This is a genomic window from Bradyrhizobium sp. UBA2491, from assembly GCF_002341725.1.
Lineage (GTDB): Bacteria > Pseudomonadota > Alphaproteobacteria > Rhizobiales > Xanthobacteraceae > Bradyrhizobium.
The window spans coordinates 38,169-52,532 of the sequence record NZ_DDOP01000023.1 but is presented as its reverse complement, the minus strand read 5'-3'; the positions used below and the strand labels follow the sequence as shown (position 1 = coordinate 52,532).

Annotated in this window: 18 protein-coding genes; 7 read left to right on the top strand and 11 right to left on the bottom strand. The window is 64.7% G+C overall.

The annotated features are described in order from the left end of the window. Positions 1 to 5: 5 nt before the first annotated feature. The gene (locus B2W55_RS07005; protein ID WP_100555052.1) at positions 6 to 779 is read left to right on the top strand and encodes a transporter substrate-binding domain-containing protein; all 774 of its coding nucleotides are present in this window, start codon (positions 6 to 8) and stop codon (positions 777 to 779) included. Positions 780 to 866: 87 nt separating this feature from the next. Here B2W55_RS07005 and B2W55_RS07000 read toward each other — a convergent pair whose 3' ends face one another. Both B2W55_RS07000 and B2W55_RS06995 read right to left on the bottom strand, forming a co-directional pair. Then, a complete protein-coding gene (locus tag B2W55_RS07000; RefSeq protein WP_024584064.1) occupies positions 867 to 1,271 on the bottom strand; it encodes a (R)-mandelonitrile lyase in 405 nt (134 codons plus the stop codon). A 23-nt stretch (positions 1,272 to 1,294) separates the two neighbouring features. Next, a complete protein-coding gene (locus B2W55_RS06995; protein WP_024584063.1) occupies positions 1,295 to 1,993 on the bottom strand; it encodes a ribonuclease activity regulator RraA in 699 nt (232 codons plus the stop codon). A 215-nt stretch (positions 1,994 to 2,208) separates the two neighbouring features. On the opposite strand from B2W55_RS06995, the gene pxpB reads away from it, so the two are divergent. From pxpB to B2W55_RS06975, 4 genes are all read left to right on the top strand, one after another. Then, the gene (gene pxpB, locus B2W55_RS06990) at positions 2,209 to 2,940 is read left to right on the top strand and encodes a 5-oxoprolinase subunit PxpB (protein WP_024584062.1); all 732 of its coding nucleotides are present in this window, start codon (positions 2,209 to 2,211) and stop codon (positions 2,938 to 2,940) included. Next, a complete protein-coding gene (locus tag B2W55_RS06985; RefSeq protein ID WP_024584061.1) occupies positions 2,937 to 3,971 on the top strand; it encodes a biotin-dependent carboxyltransferase family protein in 1,035 nt (344 codons plus the stop codon). Before pxpB ends, B2W55_RS06985 begins: the two co-directional genes overlap by 4 nt. Positions 3,972 to 4,003: 32 nt before the next feature. Continuing rightward, positions 4,004 to 4,777: a LamB/YcsF family protein gene (locus B2W55_RS06980; protein WP_024584060.1), complete on the top strand. Its 774-nt coding sequence runs from the start codon at positions 4,004 to 4,006 to the stop codon at positions 4,775 to 4,777. 151 nt (positions 4,778 to 4,928) lie between these two features. Further along, on the top strand, positions 4,929 to 5,342 hold the full coding sequence (locus tag B2W55_RS06975) for a hypothetical protein (protein ID WP_024584059.1): 414 nt from the start codon (positions 4,929 to 4,931) through the stop codon (positions 5,340 to 5,342). Positions 5,343 to 5,411: 69 nt separating this feature from the next. Here the strand turns inward: B2W55_RS06975 and B2W55_RS06970 are convergent, their stop codons facing one another. From B2W55_RS06970 to B2W55_RS06960, 3 genes are all read right to left on the bottom strand, one after another. Next, entirely contained in the window at positions 5,412 to 5,564 is a 153-nt protein-coding gene (locus B2W55_RS06970) for a hypothetical protein (RefSeq protein ID WP_168200211.1), read from the bottom strand. A gap of 253 nt (positions 5,565 to 5,817) precedes the next feature. Further along, the gene (locus tag B2W55_RS06965; RefSeq protein WP_024584058.1) at positions 5,818 to 6,975 is read right to left on the bottom strand and encodes a CmpA/NrtA family ABC transporter substrate-binding protein; all 1,158 of its coding nucleotides are present in this window, start codon (positions 6,973 to 6,975) and stop codon (positions 5,818 to 5,820) included. After that, a complete protein-coding gene (locus B2W55_RS06960; protein WP_018271619.1) occupies positions 6,972 to 7,562 on the bottom strand; it encodes an ANTAR domain-containing response regulator in 591 nt (196 codons plus the stop codon). The genes B2W55_RS06965 and B2W55_RS06960 overlap by 4 nt, the downstream gene beginning before the upstream one ends. A 118-nt stretch (positions 7,563 to 7,680) precedes the next feature. On the opposite strand from B2W55_RS06960, the gene rimO reads away from it, so the two are divergent. Next, entirely contained in the window at positions 7,681 to 9,006 is a 1,326-nt protein-coding gene (gene rimO / locus B2W55_RS06955) for a 30S ribosomal protein S12 methylthiotransferase RimO (RefSeq protein ID WP_024584057.1), read from the top strand. 22 nt (positions 9,007 to 9,028) lie between these two features. Here the strand turns inward: rimO and B2W55_RS06950 are convergent, their stop codons facing one another. The 3 genes from B2W55_RS06950 to B2W55_RS06940 form a co-directional block, all read right to left on the bottom strand. Then, positions 9,029 to 9,436 (bottom strand): MAPEG family protein, encoded by a 408-nt coding sequence (locus tag B2W55_RS06950; protein ID WP_024584056.1) that lies wholly within the window; start codon positions 9,434 to 9,436, stop codon positions 9,029 to 9,031. 319 nt (positions 9,437 to 9,755) lie between these two features. Beyond that, complete coding sequence (locus tag B2W55_RS06945) at positions 9,756 to 10,052, bottom strand: hypothetical protein (protein WP_024584055.1); 297 nt, start codon at positions 10,050 to 10,052, stop codon at positions 9,756 to 9,758. A 57-nt stretch (positions 10,053 to 10,109) separates the two neighbouring features. Next, a complete protein-coding gene (locus B2W55_RS06940) occupies positions 10,110 to 10,367 on the bottom strand; it encodes a hypothetical protein (protein WP_145987173.1) in 258 nt (85 codons plus the stop codon). On the opposite strand from B2W55_RS06940, the gene B2W55_RS06935 reads away from it, so the two are divergent. Beyond that, the gene (locus B2W55_RS06935; RefSeq protein WP_024584054.1) at positions 10,366 to 11,562 is read left to right on the top strand and encodes an acetylornithine transaminase; all 1,197 of its coding nucleotides are present in this window, start codon (positions 10,366 to 10,368) and stop codon (positions 11,560 to 11,562) included. The two genes, B2W55_RS06940 and B2W55_RS06935, sit on opposite strands and share 2 nt — an antisense overlap. Before the next feature lie 104 nt (positions 11,563 to 11,666). On the opposite strand, the gene B2W55_RS06930 is transcribed toward B2W55_RS06935, so the two are convergent. The 3 genes from B2W55_RS06930 to pcsA form a co-directional block, all read right to left on the bottom strand. Then, complete coding sequence (locus B2W55_RS06930; protein WP_024584053.1) at positions 11,667 to 12,641, bottom strand: quinone oxidoreductase family protein; 975 nt, start codon at positions 12,639 to 12,641, stop codon at positions 11,667 to 11,669. 184 nt (positions 12,642 to 12,825) lie between these two features. Continuing rightward, the gene (locus tag B2W55_RS06925; RefSeq protein WP_024584052.1) at positions 12,826 to 13,551 is read right to left on the bottom strand and encodes a TerC family protein; all 726 of its coding nucleotides are present in this window, start codon (positions 13,549 to 13,551) and stop codon (positions 12,826 to 12,828) included. Then, positions 13,548 to 14,276, bottom strand: a complete 729-nt coding sequence (gene pcsA / locus B2W55_RS06920; RefSeq protein WP_024584051.1) for a phosphatidylcholine synthase — start codon at positions 14,274 to 14,276, stop codon at positions 13,548 to 13,550. Before pcsA ends, B2W55_RS06925 begins: the two co-directional genes overlap by 4 nt. Between the last annotated feature and the right edge of the window lie 88 nt (positions 14,277 to 14,364).

The following is a 14,364-nucleotide window of genomic DNA, read 5'->3' as shown; positions in this document are numbered from 1 at the left end:
CTCGAATGCTTCGCGCGCTGGCCGGCCTCGCTCTCGCATTTCTGCTATCCGCCGCGCATGCGCAGCAGGCCCCGTCGCGGCTCGACGAGATCGTCAAGCGCGGCACGCTGCGCGTCGGCATGACCGGCGACTACCTGCCCTTCACTTCCCTCGACAAGGAGACCAAGGCCTTCCGCGGCTTCGATGTCGACATGGCGCAGTCGCTCGGCAAGGCGCTCGGCGTCAAGGTCGAATTCGTCCCGACCTCCTGGCCGCAGATGATGAAGGATTTCGAGGCCGACAATTTCGACATCGCGATGGGCGGCATCTCGATCACCTTCGACCGGCAGAAAAAGGGCTTGTTCTCGATGCCGATCATGCGCGAGGGCAAGACGCCGATCGCGCGTTGCGCCGACCAGGGCAAGTACGACACGCTCGCCGAGATCGACAGGCCCGGCACCCGCGTCATCGTCAATCCCGGCGGCACCAACGAGCGGTTTGCCCGCGCCAACGTGAAGGCGGCCGATATCCGCGTCTTCGGCGACAACACCAAAATCTTCGACGAGATCGCCAAGGGCGACGCCGACCTGATGATGACCGACGCATCCGAGACGCGCTATCAGCAGAAGCTGCATCCCGGCGTGCTGTGCGCCGTGCATCCCGACAAGCCGTTCGACTTCGCGGAAAAGGCCTACTGGATGCAGCGAGACGTCGCCCTGAAGGCGTTCGTCGACCAGTGGCTCCACATCGCGCGCGAGGATGGCAGCTACGCGAAGATCTACGCTGCGTGGTTCGAATAGCGCGCGGCGAATATGCGCATGCGGCAAGCCCCAGAGACAGAAAGCCCCGCTCAAGAGCGGGGCTTTCATTTGTAGAGCAGCAGCGTCTCAACCGACCTTGTCGTTGTATTCCTCGTCGGTGACGTGCTCCATCCAGGTCGAGAACACGCCGTCGAGCGCCTCCTGCATGGCGATGTGGGTCATGCTGTTGTCCGGCGAGGCGCCGTGCCAGTGCTTCTCGTTCGGCGGAATCCAGACCACGTCACCGGGGCGGATTTCCCGGATCGGGCCGCCCTTGGCCTGCACGCGACCGATGCCGGAGATCACGTACAGCGTCTGCCCGAGCGGATGGGTGTGCCAGGCGGTGCGCGCGCCAGGTTCGAACGACACGCGCGAGGCGTTCAGCCGGGCCGGCGCCGGCGCCATGTTGATCGGGTCCTGCAGCACGCTGCCGGTGAAATTTTCCTTCGGCGCGCGGCGGGTCGGCCGCGAGCCGGAAACGTGGATATCCATGGGGTTACCTCCCTTTCTTGACGTTATTTCTTGGTCGCGGCGTAGCGCGCCTTGGTCTCGGCATTCATCGGGTACAGGCCGGGCAGCTGGGCGCCGTTGTTGACCTCGTTGACGATCCAGGCCTCCATCCGCTCCTGCTCGGACCCTTCGGCCAGCACGTGCTCGAGGAATGCCTGCGGGATCAGCACCGCGCCGTCCTGATCCGCTACCACCACGTCGTTCGGAAACACGGCAACGCCGCCGCAACCGATCGGTTCACCCCAGCCGACGAAGGTCAGCCCTGCCACCGACGGCGGCGCCGCGTAGCCATCGCACCACACCGGCAGGCCGGTGCCGAGCACACCCTCGACGTCGCGCACCACACCGTCGGTGATCAGCGCCGTCACTCCGCGCTTGACCATGCGCGCGCACAGGATGTCGCCGAAGATGCCGGCATCGGTGATGCCCATCGCATCGACCACCGCGATGCAGCCCGCCGGCATCGCCTCGATCGCGGTCCGGGTCGAGATCGGCGACGACCAGGATTCCGGCGTCGCCAGATCCTCGCGGGCCGGCACGAAGCGCAATGTGAAAGCAGGCCCGACCAGCCGCTCCTGCCCCGGCTTCAAGGGCTTGGTGCCACGCATCCAGATGTTGCGAAGCCCCTTCTTGAGCAGGACCGTGGTGATGGTGGCGGTGGACACGTGCGACAGCGTCGCGATCGCCTCAGTGGACAGTGACATCTGGAAAGCTTGCTCCGATGGGAGGAAAAGACCGCCGCATGTTGCCGGGCGAAGGCGTTGCGTCAAGGGCTGCGAGAAAAACCTGCGATCAGCCCAATTTATCGATCGCATGCCGATTAATTTATTGAAGTTGCTGCATCATTTTGCACGAAGCGAATTCCGTTTCGATTCAAAACACGCTAGCTTGATGCTCCGACCAAGTCCGCTTTGACCCCATGGCCGAACCCTTAAGTCTCCCCCGCCTTTTGCCGAGTGGCGACAGCGCCATCACGGTGGAATTCAGCCGCACCATCGACGACGCCGCGAACCGGCGGGTGCTCGCGCTCGACCGCGTGATTTCGGCCGAGCCGATCGCCGGCATCACCGAGACCGTGCCGACCTATCGGTCCCTGCTGGTACACTACGACCCCGTGCAGATCGGCTTCGATGCGCTCGGCGAGCAGCTGCTCGCGCGCGCTGCCAAGGCGCCGCCGTCTGAGACCGGAACGCGGCGCTGGCGAATTCCCGTCACCTATGGCGGCGAGCACGGCATCGACCTCGAGGATGTGGCGAAAGCGCTCCAGACCACGCCCGACCAGATCGTGGCGCGCCATGTCGCCAGCGACTATCGCGTTGCCATGATCGGCTTCACGCCCGGCTGGTCCTATCTCAGCGGCCTGGACAGCACCCTGCACCTGCCCCGGCGCAAGGAGCCGCGGCTCGTCACCCCGGCGGGCACCATCTCGATCGGTGGAATCCAGACCGGCGTGCAATGCCTGGCCGGCCCGAGCGGCTGGCACCTGCTCGGCCGCACCCCTGTGAGGACCTACCAGTTGCATCGCGATCCGACCTTCCTGCTGGAGCCGGGCGACGCCATCACCTTCACGGCGATCGACGCCAAGACCTTCGCGGAACAGGACCGCGCCGCCGAAGCCGGCGAGTTCGTCGCCGAATTGGTGACGCCATGAGCAGTCTGGTGGTCACCTCGATCGGCCCTGCGAGCTCGGTGCAGGACGGCGGACGTCCGGGCTCGCAACGCTACGGCCTGACGCCGAGCGGCGCGATGGACCGGCTTTCGCTCGCTGCCGCGAATACGCTGGTCGGCAATGACCCGTTTGCCGCCGCGGTGGAAATCGGCCCGTTCGGCGCCACGTTCACGGCACGCGGCGGCGCTGTGCGCATCGGCCTCGCCGGCGCCTCGCGCAACGCCGACATCGGAGGCCGCGCCGTCGCGTTCGACAGCTCGGCGACCCTCGCCGAAGGCGAGACCCTCAGTCTCGGCTTTGCGCGCGGCGGATCGTTCAGTTACCTCGCGATCGAACACGGCATCGAGGGCGAGCCGATGTTCGGCAGCCTCGCCGTCAACGCCCGCGCCGGGCTCGGCAGTCCCTACCCGCGCCCGCTGCAAAGCGGTGATACGTTGAAGACGCAGGCCGCCAGCGGCGCGCCCGAGCGCCGTATCGAATTGCCGGCTGCCAGCGATGCACCGATTCGCATCGTGTTCGGGCCGCAGGACGACGAGTTCGCAGAGGAGCACAAGAAGCTGCTCGTCGACGGCGAGTGGAAGATCTCGGCCACCAGCGACCGCATGGGCTACCGCCTCGAAGGTCCGGTCATCAAGCATCTCGACGGCCACAACATCGTCTCCGACGGCACCGTGAACGGCAGCATCCAAGTGCCCGGCAATGGCCAGCCGATCGTGCTGATGGCGGACCGCGGCACCAGCGGAGGCTATCCCAAGATCGCGACCGTCATCACCGCCGATTTCGGCCGCTTCGCGCAGATCTCCGCCGGCCGGCCGTTTCGCTTCAAGGCTCTCACGATCGCGGAGGCGCAGGCTGAGGCGATCAAGTACCATGAGCTGTTGCGTTCGCTCCCCGACCGGCTCCGCGGCATCGACGATTTCGGCCTCAACATCGAGGCGCTGCGGGATGCGAATGTCGCGGGTCAGGCCATCAGCGCCGTCGATGTGTCGACCTGGCAAGTTGCGCTACCCTGAAGCAAATACCAACAACAAGCGGATCGATCGTCATGACCTCAACCATCGACCTCAATTGCGATCTCGGCGAAAGCTTCGGCCCCTGGGAGATGGGCAATGATGCCGCGATGATCGAGCTTGCGACCTCGGTCAACGTCGCCTGCGGCTTTCATGCCGGCGATGCCGATATCATGCGGCGCACGGTCGAGTTGGCGAAGGCGCGCGGTGTCAGCGTCGGCGCGCACCCTGGCTATCGCGACCTGCACGGCTTTGGCCGCCGCCCGATGCCGGGACTGACATCTTCGGAGATCGAGAACCTGATCGCCTATCAGATCGGCGCCTTGCAGGCGATCGCCACCGCGGCCGGCCACAAGGTCACCCATGTCAAGGCGCATGGCGCGATCTCCAACGTCGCTTGCGAAGACGACATGACCGCGAAGGCGATCGCCAGCGCGATCAAGGCGGTCGATGGCAGTCTCGTGTTCGTGGTGCTCGCCAATTCGAAACTGGTGCGCGCCGGCGAAGCCGCCAATCTTCGAATGGCGCACGAGGTGTTCGCCGACCGCGCCTATGAGGACGACGGCAATCTGGTGTCGCGCAAGAAGCCCGGTGCGGTGCTGCATGACCCGAGGGTGATCGCCGATCGCGTGGTACGGATGGTGCAGGACGGCGCCGTCGTCTCGGTCACCGGCAAGGTGATCAAGATGCAGACCGATACCGTCTGCATCCATGGCGACACGTCGGGCGCCGTGGAGATCGCCCGCAATGTGCGTGAGGCGCTGAAGCAAGCCGGTATCACAGTCGCACCGTTCAAGACCGCGCACTGAGCCGCCGATCCGCAGCATTGACGTGGGCCGGTCGCCGCGCCGGCCCCTTTAGATTCCGTTAAGAGTCTTCTTAAACCCAAACTTGCCGTTTGATTGCTAGGTGCTGCTTCCGAGCCTTTGATTGTCCTCTCAGGAAATTGGGTACGAAAGCATGTTCCGCACCACGCTCTCCCTCGCCATTGCCGCGGTTGCCACCGCCGCCTTCACCAGCGCGGCCTCGGCCGGCTGCTACAGCTGCTATACGCCGCCGCCGCAACCCTGCACGACCTGCTATCAGGTGCAGACCGTGCCACCGCAATATCGCACCGTGCAGGAAACCGTGATGGTCGCGCCGGGCCGCGTCGTCGCGCATCGCACGCCGGCGCAGTATCGCACCGTGATGGTGCCGAAGACCGTGATGGTCGCGCCCGAAGGCGTCGCCTATGAGCGCATCCCGCCGCAATACGCCACCCAGGAACGCACCCAGATGGTCTCGCCGGGCTATTCCTACTACGCGCCGGTCCAGCAGACCTGCAACACCTGCGGCGGCTACGGACGTGGCTACGGATACGGTTACGGCTACTGAACTCTCGGTATCCAGCCAACACAAAGCCGCCGCCTGAGGCCATCAGACGGCGGCTTTTGAATTGAGGGGTCAGAACGGGTGGACGGACAGCGTGCCGAACACGATCGCCGCGATCACCGCGAAGGCGCTGTAGAGCGCCACGGTGTGAATTCCGCTCCCGGACTTCCTTGCAATCTGTCGCGCGTAAAAGTGCAGGCGGGCTTCCGCCGATAGTTCGCGCATGGTCGATCTCCAACGCCCCATTGTCGTGGATATGGAATATCGTTCGCGGGCGGATTCAAGCGGGCGGCGAAAATAGCGACGCCGCTACCTCGAGGCACTCGGTTCCGAGAGGAATATTCCTCCCCGCGGGTTCGCCCGAGAATTCCATTCGCTGCAATTCGAGGCACCGGGAACCGCGCTGGTCCGGAGCCAATCGAAAATCCTGAAAACAACCCCATGCAAAGCAGCCGGAGGTGCCGCCGCCGCGTCGCCTTCAGGGCTTCCAGCGCCCGATCTTGAACGCAGCCAGATGCCCCTGAACGTCGGCGGGATCGAACGGAGGACCGGCGAACGCGCCGATGGCATTGGCGGCGCCCGCCGGCTGTCCCGATGCGGCGTCGTACAGGTCAGGCCTGAACACGGCCATGGCGGCCTTCAGCGCCTCGGGCCGGAACGGCGTCTGGCCCCAGCGAACCATCTGGGCATAGAGCCAGGCTGCCTGCACCGGATCGGGCCGTGCCGCCGCCTCGCGCCCGACCAGGAGGTAGCGGCCGCTCTCGCGCATGGTGCCGTCTGGCGAGATCTTGAGCCGGCCGTCGAGCGTGCGCTGGACGACGCTGGCATCGACGCCGATCCGTTCCGGTGAGCTGAGGATGCGTGCCACCTCGGGCCGGTTCTCGGGCTGCTCGATGAACTCGGCGGCGCGCAGATGCGCACGTACCAGCGCGGCCACCACGTCGGGATGTGTCTCCGACCAGGTCTGGCGCACCGCCAGCACCTTCTCCACCGCGCTGAGCAGGATGTCGGACACGAAGTGCAGGATGTGACCGATGCCGAGATCGACCGCGATCGAATTCCAGGGCGCGCCGACGCAGAACGCGTCGATATGGCCGTTGGCGAGGCTGTCGACCATGTAGGGCGGCGGCAGCACCACGAGCTGGACGTCCTCGTCGGGATCGACGCCGCCGGCCGCCATCCAGAACCGCAGTTGATAATTGTGCGTCGAGAACGGGAACGTCATGCCGAACGTCAGTGGCTCCGCCCCGCTCTGCCGCCGCTTCGCGACCACGCGCGCCAGTGCACGCGAGGTGGCCATCGGATCGACGCGATCGCCGTCGAGCTCAGCCATCAGCGCGGCGTGCAGCGCCGGCGATACCGTAATGGCGTTGCCGTTGAGCCCGAGATTGAACGGCGCCACGATCGGCACCCTCACATGGCCAAGCCCGAGGCTCGAGGCGATCGCCACCGGCGCCAGCAGATGGGCGGCATCGAACAGCCCGATATTGAGCTTGTCGCGGACGTTCGACCACGACACCTCGCGCACCAGCGTGACGTCGAGACCTTCGGCGGCGGTGAAGCCCTTGTCGACGGCTGTGATCAACGCAGCGGCATCGACCAGCGGAATGAATCCGATGCGCAATTGTGTGGTCATTTCAGCAGCTCCGACGCCGTCAGGATCGATTGCGCGATCTCCCCGATCTTCTTTTTCTCGCGCATCGCGGTCGAACGCATCAGCACATAGGCCTCCTCCTCGGTCAGCCCCTTGACCTTCATCAGGATGCCCTTGGCGCGGTCGATCACCTTGCGCTCCTCCAGCGCGTGCTTGGTGCGGTCGAGTTCGTCCTGCAGCTTGGAGAAGGCATTGAAGCGGGAGACGCAGAGATCGAGGATCGGCTTCATCCGCTCCTTCTTGAGACCGTCGACGATGTAGGCGGAGACGCCGGCCTCCACCGAGGCCTGGATCGAGGCAGCGTCGCTCTGGTCGACGAACATCGCGATCGGCCGGCGGACCGCCCGGCTGACCTGGAACATTTGTTCCAGCACGTCGCGGCTGGGGTTCTCGAGGTCGATCACGATGATCTCGGGGTCGAGCGCATAGATCCGCGACAGCAGGCTCTGCATCTCGCTGATGTGGACCACGTCCGTGTAGCCGGCCTCCCGCAGTCCCTCCTCCAGGATGGCCGCACGGATCGGGCTCTCGTCGACTATGACGATTTTGGGAGACGACTCAGCGCTCATCGACAACTCTAAGGGCCCGGCACAGCATCCATATCACGCCGGAAGCCCCGGGAAAGGGTTGTAATTCTCGGCAATTGGGACTAGCTCCTGCCCATCAATCAGGCAGATTTGGGAAGATATGCAAGAGGCCGCCGCGCCGAAAGTGAGCTTCGTGTCCTTGGGGTGCCCCAAGGCGCTGGTCGATTCCGAGCGCATCATCACCCGGCTGCGCGCGGAGGGCTATGAGCTCGCGCGCAAGCATGACGGCGCCGACATCGTCATCGTCAACACCTGCGGCTTCCTCGACAGCGCCAAGCAGGAATCGCTCGCTGCGATCGGCGAAGCTATGGCCGAAAACGGCAAGGTCATCGTCACCGGCTGCATGGGCGCCGAGCCGGAGCAGATCGAGGCCGCCTACCCCGGCGTGCTGTCCATCACCGGGCCGCAGCAATATGAGAGCGTGCTGGACGCCGTGCACCGCGCGCTGCCGCCGGCGCACAATCCGCACATCGACCTGGTGCCGCCGCAGGGCGTCAAGCTGACGCCGCGCCACTACGCTTACTTGAAGATTTCGGAGGGCTGCAACAACCGTTGCAGCTTCTGTATCATCCCGAAGCTGCGCGGCGACCTGGTGTCGCGGCCGGCCAACGACGTGCTGCGCGAAGCCGAGAAGCTGGTGAAGGCCGGCGTCAAGGAATTGCTCGTCATCTCGCAGGACACGTCGGCCTATGGCGTCGATCTGAAATATGCCGAGAGCCCCTGGCAGGATCGCAGCGTCCGCGCCAAGTTCTACGATCTGGCAAAAGAGCTCGGCGAGCTCGGCGCCTGGGTGCGGCTGCAATACGTCTACCCCTACCCGCATGTCGATGAGGTCATTGGGCTGATGACCGAAGGCAAGGTGCTGCCCTATCTCGACATCCCGTTCCAGCATGCGAGCCCAGACGTGCTGCGCGCGATGAAGCGCCCGGCCGCGCAGGAGAAGACGCTGGCGCGGATCCAGAAATGGCGCGAGCAATGCCCCGAGCTGACGCTGCGCTCGACCTTCATCGTCGGCTTCCCCGGCGAGACCGATGCCGATTTCGCCTATCTGCTCGACTGGCTCGATGAAGCCGGGATCGACCGTCTCGGCTGCTTCAAATATGAGCCGGTGGCCGGCGCGACGTCGAACTCGATTCCCAATGCCGTGCCGAACGAGGTCAAGCAGGAGCGCTGGAATGCGCTGATGGCACGGCAGCAGAAGATTTCGGCCCGCCGCCTCAAGCGCAAGGTCGGCACCCGCCAGCAGGTGATCATCGACGAGGTCGGACCGACCGTGGCCAAGGGCCGGTCAAAGGCCGACGCGCCTGACATCGACGGCGCCGTCTATCTGACCAGCCGCCGCCCGCTCAAGGTCGGCGAGATCGTCACCGCCAAGATCGAGCGCTCCGACGAATACGATCTGCACGGGACCGTCGCCGGATTCTGATGTCACCTGGTGGTTCGATTTTTCACCAGGTCATGAACAGGATGCGCAGCCACATGACGACGAGCACGACATTGCTCGCCACGAAAATCAGCAGCCGGTGAAGTACGCTGTTATACGTCAGGTGGACGGCGCTGTGAACGATACGCAGCGCAACATAGGCCCAGGCCAGTCTCACAAAAACAGTGTCGGACCTCTGGAGGATGAGGATCAGGAGACTGGCCGTGTAGAACAGTACCGGCGATTCCAGCAGGTTCATGTAGTTGCGGTTGATGACGCTGACCGCAGGCGGAACCCGATGCGATTCGCCGAGCCGGTAGTCGTCGGCGGTTGTTTCCTTGGACAAGCCCCTCCTGATCCCCATCAGAAGCAAGATCGCCAGCGTGAACAACGCTAACACGATCGCGGGCCTGACGATCTCGAGACTGTTCATCGCGTCCCTCGCGGATGCGCTGTTTCCGTTCCGGCGAACCACGCCAAGAGCCGTTTCATCACCGTGATTTTGACGTCTTGATGCAGTGAAGATTGCTGTGATGAACCACTAAAGCGGGATGAGTTTTGGTTGAATCGGCTGGGCACGCTCTCGGTCCACCTCTCCCCGTCGGGGAGAGGTCGGCGCGGAGCGCCGGGTGAGGGCTATTGCTCCCTCGATAGACCGTACCGCCTCACCCGATTTGCTAAGCAAATCGACCTCTCCCGAGGGAGAGGTGAACTTTCGACGCCGTTCCATCTCAACCTAATCTCATCATGCTTTAGTTGGCCGTCGGCGGCGCGGCGAGCGCCGGGTCCAGCGTGCGCAGCACGCGATGGATACGCACCGAGCTGCCGATGCCGGCGTTGCGCACATAGGCATCGATGACCTCCTCGCTCTCGACCACCACGAGGCCGAACAGCTTGCGGTCATCGGTGGCGTAGGTGCACAGCCAGTGCATCTTGCCCTGCGTTGCAACGATGGCGTCCAACGCAATCCGCGCATGACGCGCCGCCTGGGCATCATCGGTCACATCGAAATTGGCCGGAAGATCTCGTTCGATCAGAAGCTTGATCATGGCTCCACCTCCAGGATTGCCTCGCCGCAGCCTAACACGCTCCGGGGCGCCGCTCGGTCACGATAGCAGCTCCCGCTTGACACCGCCGGCCGTTCGGCTGTATGGGCCTGCGCCATGAAGCTGAACCGGACCCACCGCCGCGCCATCAACCGTCGTCGCACCCGCGACGATGCTGGGCTGCGCCGTGTCCGACGCCATCGCTGATCCGATCAAATCAGCCAAGGTTTTCGAGAAGGCCGCGCCCCCAAAGCGCGGCCTTCTTGCTTTTTCGGCCTGCTTTTTCCCCAACGACTGCCCCCAAGAGGAGAACGACATGACCAATGCTCCCCATCCGTTCGACGCGCTGATGGACATCACCGCCCGCCCCGAGGTCGTGTTCGTGCGCGGCGCCGGCTCGTATTTGTGGGACGACAACCGCAACCGCTATCTCGATTTCGTGCAGGGTTGGGCCGTGAACCCACTCGGCCATTCGCCCGTCATCGTCGCCGATGCGCTGGCGGCCCAGGCCCGGCGGCTGCTCACCCCGAGCCCGGCCTTCTACAACGAGCAGAGCCTGAAACTGGCAAAACTGTTGGTCGACAACAGTTGCTTCGATCAGGTGTTCTTCGCCAATTCCGGCGCGGAAGCCAACGAGGGCGCGATCAAGCTCGCGCGCAAATTTGGTGCCAAGTACAAGGGTGGCGCGCACGAGATCATTACCTTCGAAGGCGGCTTCCACGGCCGGACGCTCGCGACCATGTCGGCCTCGGGCAAGAAGGCATTCGAGCCGCTGTTCGAGCCGAAGGTCTCGGGCTTCCGGAAAGCGCGGCTGAACGACATCGAGTCGGTGCGGAAGTTGATCTCGTCGTCGACGGTCGCGGTCATGCTGGAGCCGATCCAGGGTGAGGCCGGCGTCTGGCCCGCGACGGACGCGTTCCTGAAGGAGTTGCGCGCACTGACCCAGCAGCGTGGCCTGCTGCTGATCGTCGACGAGATCCAGACCGGCATCGGCCGGACCGGCAAGCTGTTCGGCTATGAGCATGCCGAGATCGCGCCCGACATCATGACGCTCGGCAAGGGCATCGGCGGCGGCGTGCCGCTCGCGGCCCTGCTCGCGACCGAGCACGCCTCGTGCTTCGACCACGGCGATCAGGGTGGCACCTTCAACGGCAATCCGCTGATGTGCGCCGCCGGACTCGCCGTGCTCGATCAGGTCAGCCGGCCCGAATTCCTGAAATCGGTGGTCGACGCAGGCCTGCTGCTCGAGCGCGAATTGCAGCGGCTGTCGGCGCGGCATGGACTCGGCGAGATCAGAGGCCGCGGCCTGCTGCTCGCGCTCGATCTCAAGATGCCGATCGGCGCCGCCATCGTCGCCGAAGCGTTCGCAGCCGGCGTGCTGATCAACTCGCCGCAGCCGGACACGCTGCGCTTCATGCCGGCGCTCAATGTCACGCGGGAGGAGATATCCGCTGTCGTCGACTGCCTGGATACGGTGCTGACCAAGGTCGGCGCAGCAAGGCGGGTGGCGTAAGCGCCGACACGCGCGTCATTGCGAGCGAAGCGAAGCAATCCACATCACCGCTCGGGGATAGATGGATTGCTTCGTCGCTTCGCGCCTCGCAATGACGGCGAGAGTTACGGCCTGAGAATCGCCGCACCGGTGGTCGCCCGGCTCTCCAGATCGATATGCGCCTTTGCCGCATCCTTCAGCGCATAGGCGTGGTTGATCGGCACGTGCAGCTTGCCGTTGATCACGGCGGCGAACAGCGTGTCGGCGCCTTCGAGCAACTCCTTGCGGGTGCCGACGTAGTCGTTGAGCTTGGGCCGTGTCGCGAACAGCGAGCCATGGTTGTTGAGCTCGGCGAGCGGGAACGGCGGCACCGGCCCCGACGCATTGCCGAACGACACGAACAGGCCGCGCGGCCTGAGGCAGGACAGCGATCCTGGGAAGGTGGTCTTGCCGACGCCGTCATAGACCACGTCGCAGAGCTCGCCGCGGCTGATCTGCTTGACGCGCTCGACGAAGTTCTCCTCGTTGTAGAGGATGACGTGATCGCAGCCATTGGCGAGCGCGAGATCGGCCTTGGCCTTCGAGCCGACGGTGCCGATGACATGCGCACCGAGCGCCCGCGCCCACTGGCAGGCCAGCAGCCCGATGCCGCCGGCCGCGGCGTGGATCAAGACGCGATGGCCCTGCTCGACCTTGAAGGTCTTGTGCAGCAGGTACCAGACCGTGAGCCCCTTGAGCATCAGCACGGCGCCCTGCTCATAGGTGATGTGGTCGGGCAGCTTGACGAGTTTGTCGGCCGGGATGACGCGCTCGGAGGCGTAGCCGCCGAGGTTGGAGTAATAGGCGACGCGGTCCCCAGGATGGAAGTTGGTCACCCCCGGCCCTACCGCCAGGACCTCGCCGGCGGCCTCGTTGCCGGCGATGAACGGCAGGCCGGGCGCCTTGTAGAGGCCAGTGCGGAAATAGACGTCGATGAAGTTCAGCCCGACCGCATGCTGGCGGATGCGGACCTCGCCATTGCCGGGCGGGCCCACCTCGACGTCCTCATAGGTCAGGACCTCCGGGCCCCCCACCTGGTGCACGCGCACGGCCTTGGTCATCTCGATCACTCCCCTCAAATTCGTATCATGCGAGCGAAGGCCATCGGCACCGCCTTGTCAACCAAGCGGCCCGGAACCGCGGCCCAGCGCCTTTGCGCTCCGATTGGATCGGAACGAGGCTCCAGATTCTTGCTTTGACGCGTTTTCTCCACGCGAACCGGTGCCCACTTCGCTGGAAAACGCCTTAGCGCGCAACCTTGCCGCGGTTGCGCCGGGCCAGCACGTTGAACATCTCGACCGCCGCCGAGAACGCGATTGCGAAGTAGATGTAGCCGCGCGGGATGTGGAATTTGAAGCCGTCGGCCACCAGCGCCACGCCGATCAGGACCAGGAACGCCAGCGCCAGCATCTTGGTGGTCGGGTGCTCCGCGACGAACCGCGCCACCGGTCCCGACGACACGTACATCACGATGCAGGCGATCACGACCGCCGCGATCATGATCTCGAGGTCCTGCGCCATGCCGATCGCGGTGATGATCGAGTCCAGCGAGAACACCAGATCGACGATGATGATCTGCACGATCACCCAGAAGAACGCGTTGGGGCTCGGCTTGGTCTTCTCCTCGGCGTCGCGTACCTCGACTTCGGCGTGGATCTCGTGGGTCGCCTTGGCGATCAGGAACAGGCCGCCGCCGATCAGGATGATATCGCGCCACGACAGCGCGACGCTCTGGATGGTGATCACCGGTTGGGTCAGGCCGATCAGCCAGACCAGGATCGAGAGAAGCAGGATGCGGAACACCAGCGCCAGCAACAGCCCGATCTGCCGCGCGCGGTTGGCCTGTGGCTGCGGGATCCGTGACACCAGCACCGACAGGAAGATCACGTTGTCGATACCGAGCACGATCTCGAGCGCCGTCAGCGTCAACAGCGCGGCCCAGGCTTCCGGGCTACTGATCAATTCCATCATGCTCTAAAGGCTTTCATCCGACGGATCAGGGTATCGCTGCCGACAATGTAGGCCGCGATGATGCAGAGCCCGAAAGTGACGGGCGCGCCGACCACGAAGTCGTTGGCCAGCGCATATCCGGCAAGCACCGCCCAGGCGGCGAGCAGCCACAGCGTCAGCCAGCGCAGCCGCACCACGCGGAACGGGTGCAGCACGTGGAACGGTGCAAAGGTCAAGGCGATCAGCAGCGCGACCACGATCGTCGACAGCACCGGCGGCAGGTGCAGCAGGAACAGATAGAATGCCGCGGCATTCCACAGCGCCGGGAAGCCGCGGAAATGATTGTCGTCGGCCTTCATGCGGCGGTCGGCGAAATACAGCGCGCTGGAGACCACGATGCCGATGCCGAGGATCGGCGCCGCCAGCGGCAGCAGCATGCCGCTCGCCGTGATCGCATAGGCCGGAACGAACACATAGGTGACGAAATCGACCACCAGATCGAGCACCTCGCCCGACCAGTTCGGTTGCAGCCGCACCACATCGAGCCGGCGCGCCAACGGGCCGTCGATCCCGTCGATGATCAGCGCAACCCCGAGCCAGGCGAACATGTTGGCCCAGTGCTCGCGCACCGCTTCCAGCATCGCCAGCAGTGCCACCCCGGCGCCGAGCGCCGTGAAAATATGAACGGAGAATGCGGCGGTCCGCATCCGTTCTGGCAAAGCGTCAGGCTGGCCGGTCTGCTCCATAGGCGGCCAGTGCTATCAGGAATCGGTGCCGTTTGCATATGCAGTCTTGCGGCGTTCCGCCGCGCAAATCACTGGAAAGCTTTGCTGG

Coding starts and splice junctions, on each gene's coding strand:
- rimO (WP_024584057.1), top strand. CDS start 7,681: ATGCAAGAGGCCGCCGCGCCGAAAGTGAGCTTCGTGTCCTTGGGGTGC.
- B2W55_RS06980 (WP_024584060.1), top strand. CDS start 4,004: ATGACCTCAACCATCGACCTCAATTGCGATCTCGGCGAAAGCTTCGGC.
- B2W55_RS06940 (WP_145987173.1), bottom strand. CDS start 10,367: ATGTCGTTCTCCTCTTGGGGGCAGTCGTTGGGGAAAAAGCAGGCCGAA.
- pcsA (WP_024584051.1), bottom strand. CDS start 14,276: ATGGAGCAGACCGGCCAGCCTGACGCTTTGCCAGAACGGATGCGGACC.
- B2W55_RS07005 (WP_100555052.1), top strand. CDS start 6: ATGCTTCGCGCGCTGGCCGGCCTCGCTCTCGCATTTCTGCTATCCGCC.
- B2W55_RS06960 (WP_018271619.1), bottom strand. CDS start 7,562: ATGAGCGCTGAGTCGTCTCCCAAAATCGTCATAGTCGACGAGAGCCCG.
- B2W55_RS06950 (WP_024584056.1), bottom strand. CDS start 9,436: ATGAACAGTCTCGAGATCGTCAGGCCCGCGATCGTGTTAGCGTTGTTC.
- B2W55_RS06970 (WP_168200211.1), bottom strand. CDS start 5,564: ATGCGCGAACTATCGGCGGAAGCCCGCCTGCACTTTTACGCGCGACAG.
- B2W55_RS06945 (WP_024584055.1), bottom strand. CDS start 10,052: ATGATCAAGCTTCTGATCGAACGAGATCTTCCGGCCAATTTCGATGTG.
- pxpB (WP_024584062.1), top strand. CDS start 2,209: ATGGCCGAACCCTTAAGTCTCCCCCGCCTTTTGCCGAGTGGCGACAGC.
- B2W55_RS06930 (WP_024584053.1), bottom strand. CDS start 12,641: ATGACCAAGGCCGTGCGCGTGCACCAGGTGGGGGGCCCGGAGGTCCTG.
- B2W55_RS06975 (WP_024584059.1), top strand. CDS start 4,929: ATGTTCCGCACCACGCTCTCCCTCGCCATTGCCGCGGTTGCCACCGCC.
- B2W55_RS06965 (WP_024584058.1), bottom strand. CDS start 6,975: ATGACCACACAATTGCGCATCGGATTCATTCCGCTGGTCGATGCCGCT.
- B2W55_RS07000 (WP_024584064.1), bottom strand. CDS start 1,271: ATGGATATCCACGTTTCCGGCTCGCGGCCGACCCGCCGCGCGCCGAAG.
- B2W55_RS06985 (WP_024584061.1), top strand. CDS start 2,937: ATGAGCAGTCTGGTGGTCACCTCGATCGGCCCTGCGAGCTCGGTGCAG.
- B2W55_RS06995 (WP_024584063.1), bottom strand. CDS start 1,993: ATGTCACTGTCCACTGAGGCGATCGCGACGCTGTCGCACGTGTCCACC.
- B2W55_RS06925 (WP_024584052.1), bottom strand. CDS start 13,551: ATGATGGAATTGATCAGTAGCCCGGAAGCCTGGGCCGCGCTGTTGACG.
- B2W55_RS06935 (WP_024584054.1), top strand. CDS start 10,366: ATGACCAATGCTCCCCATCCGTTCGACGCGCTGATGGACATCACCGCC.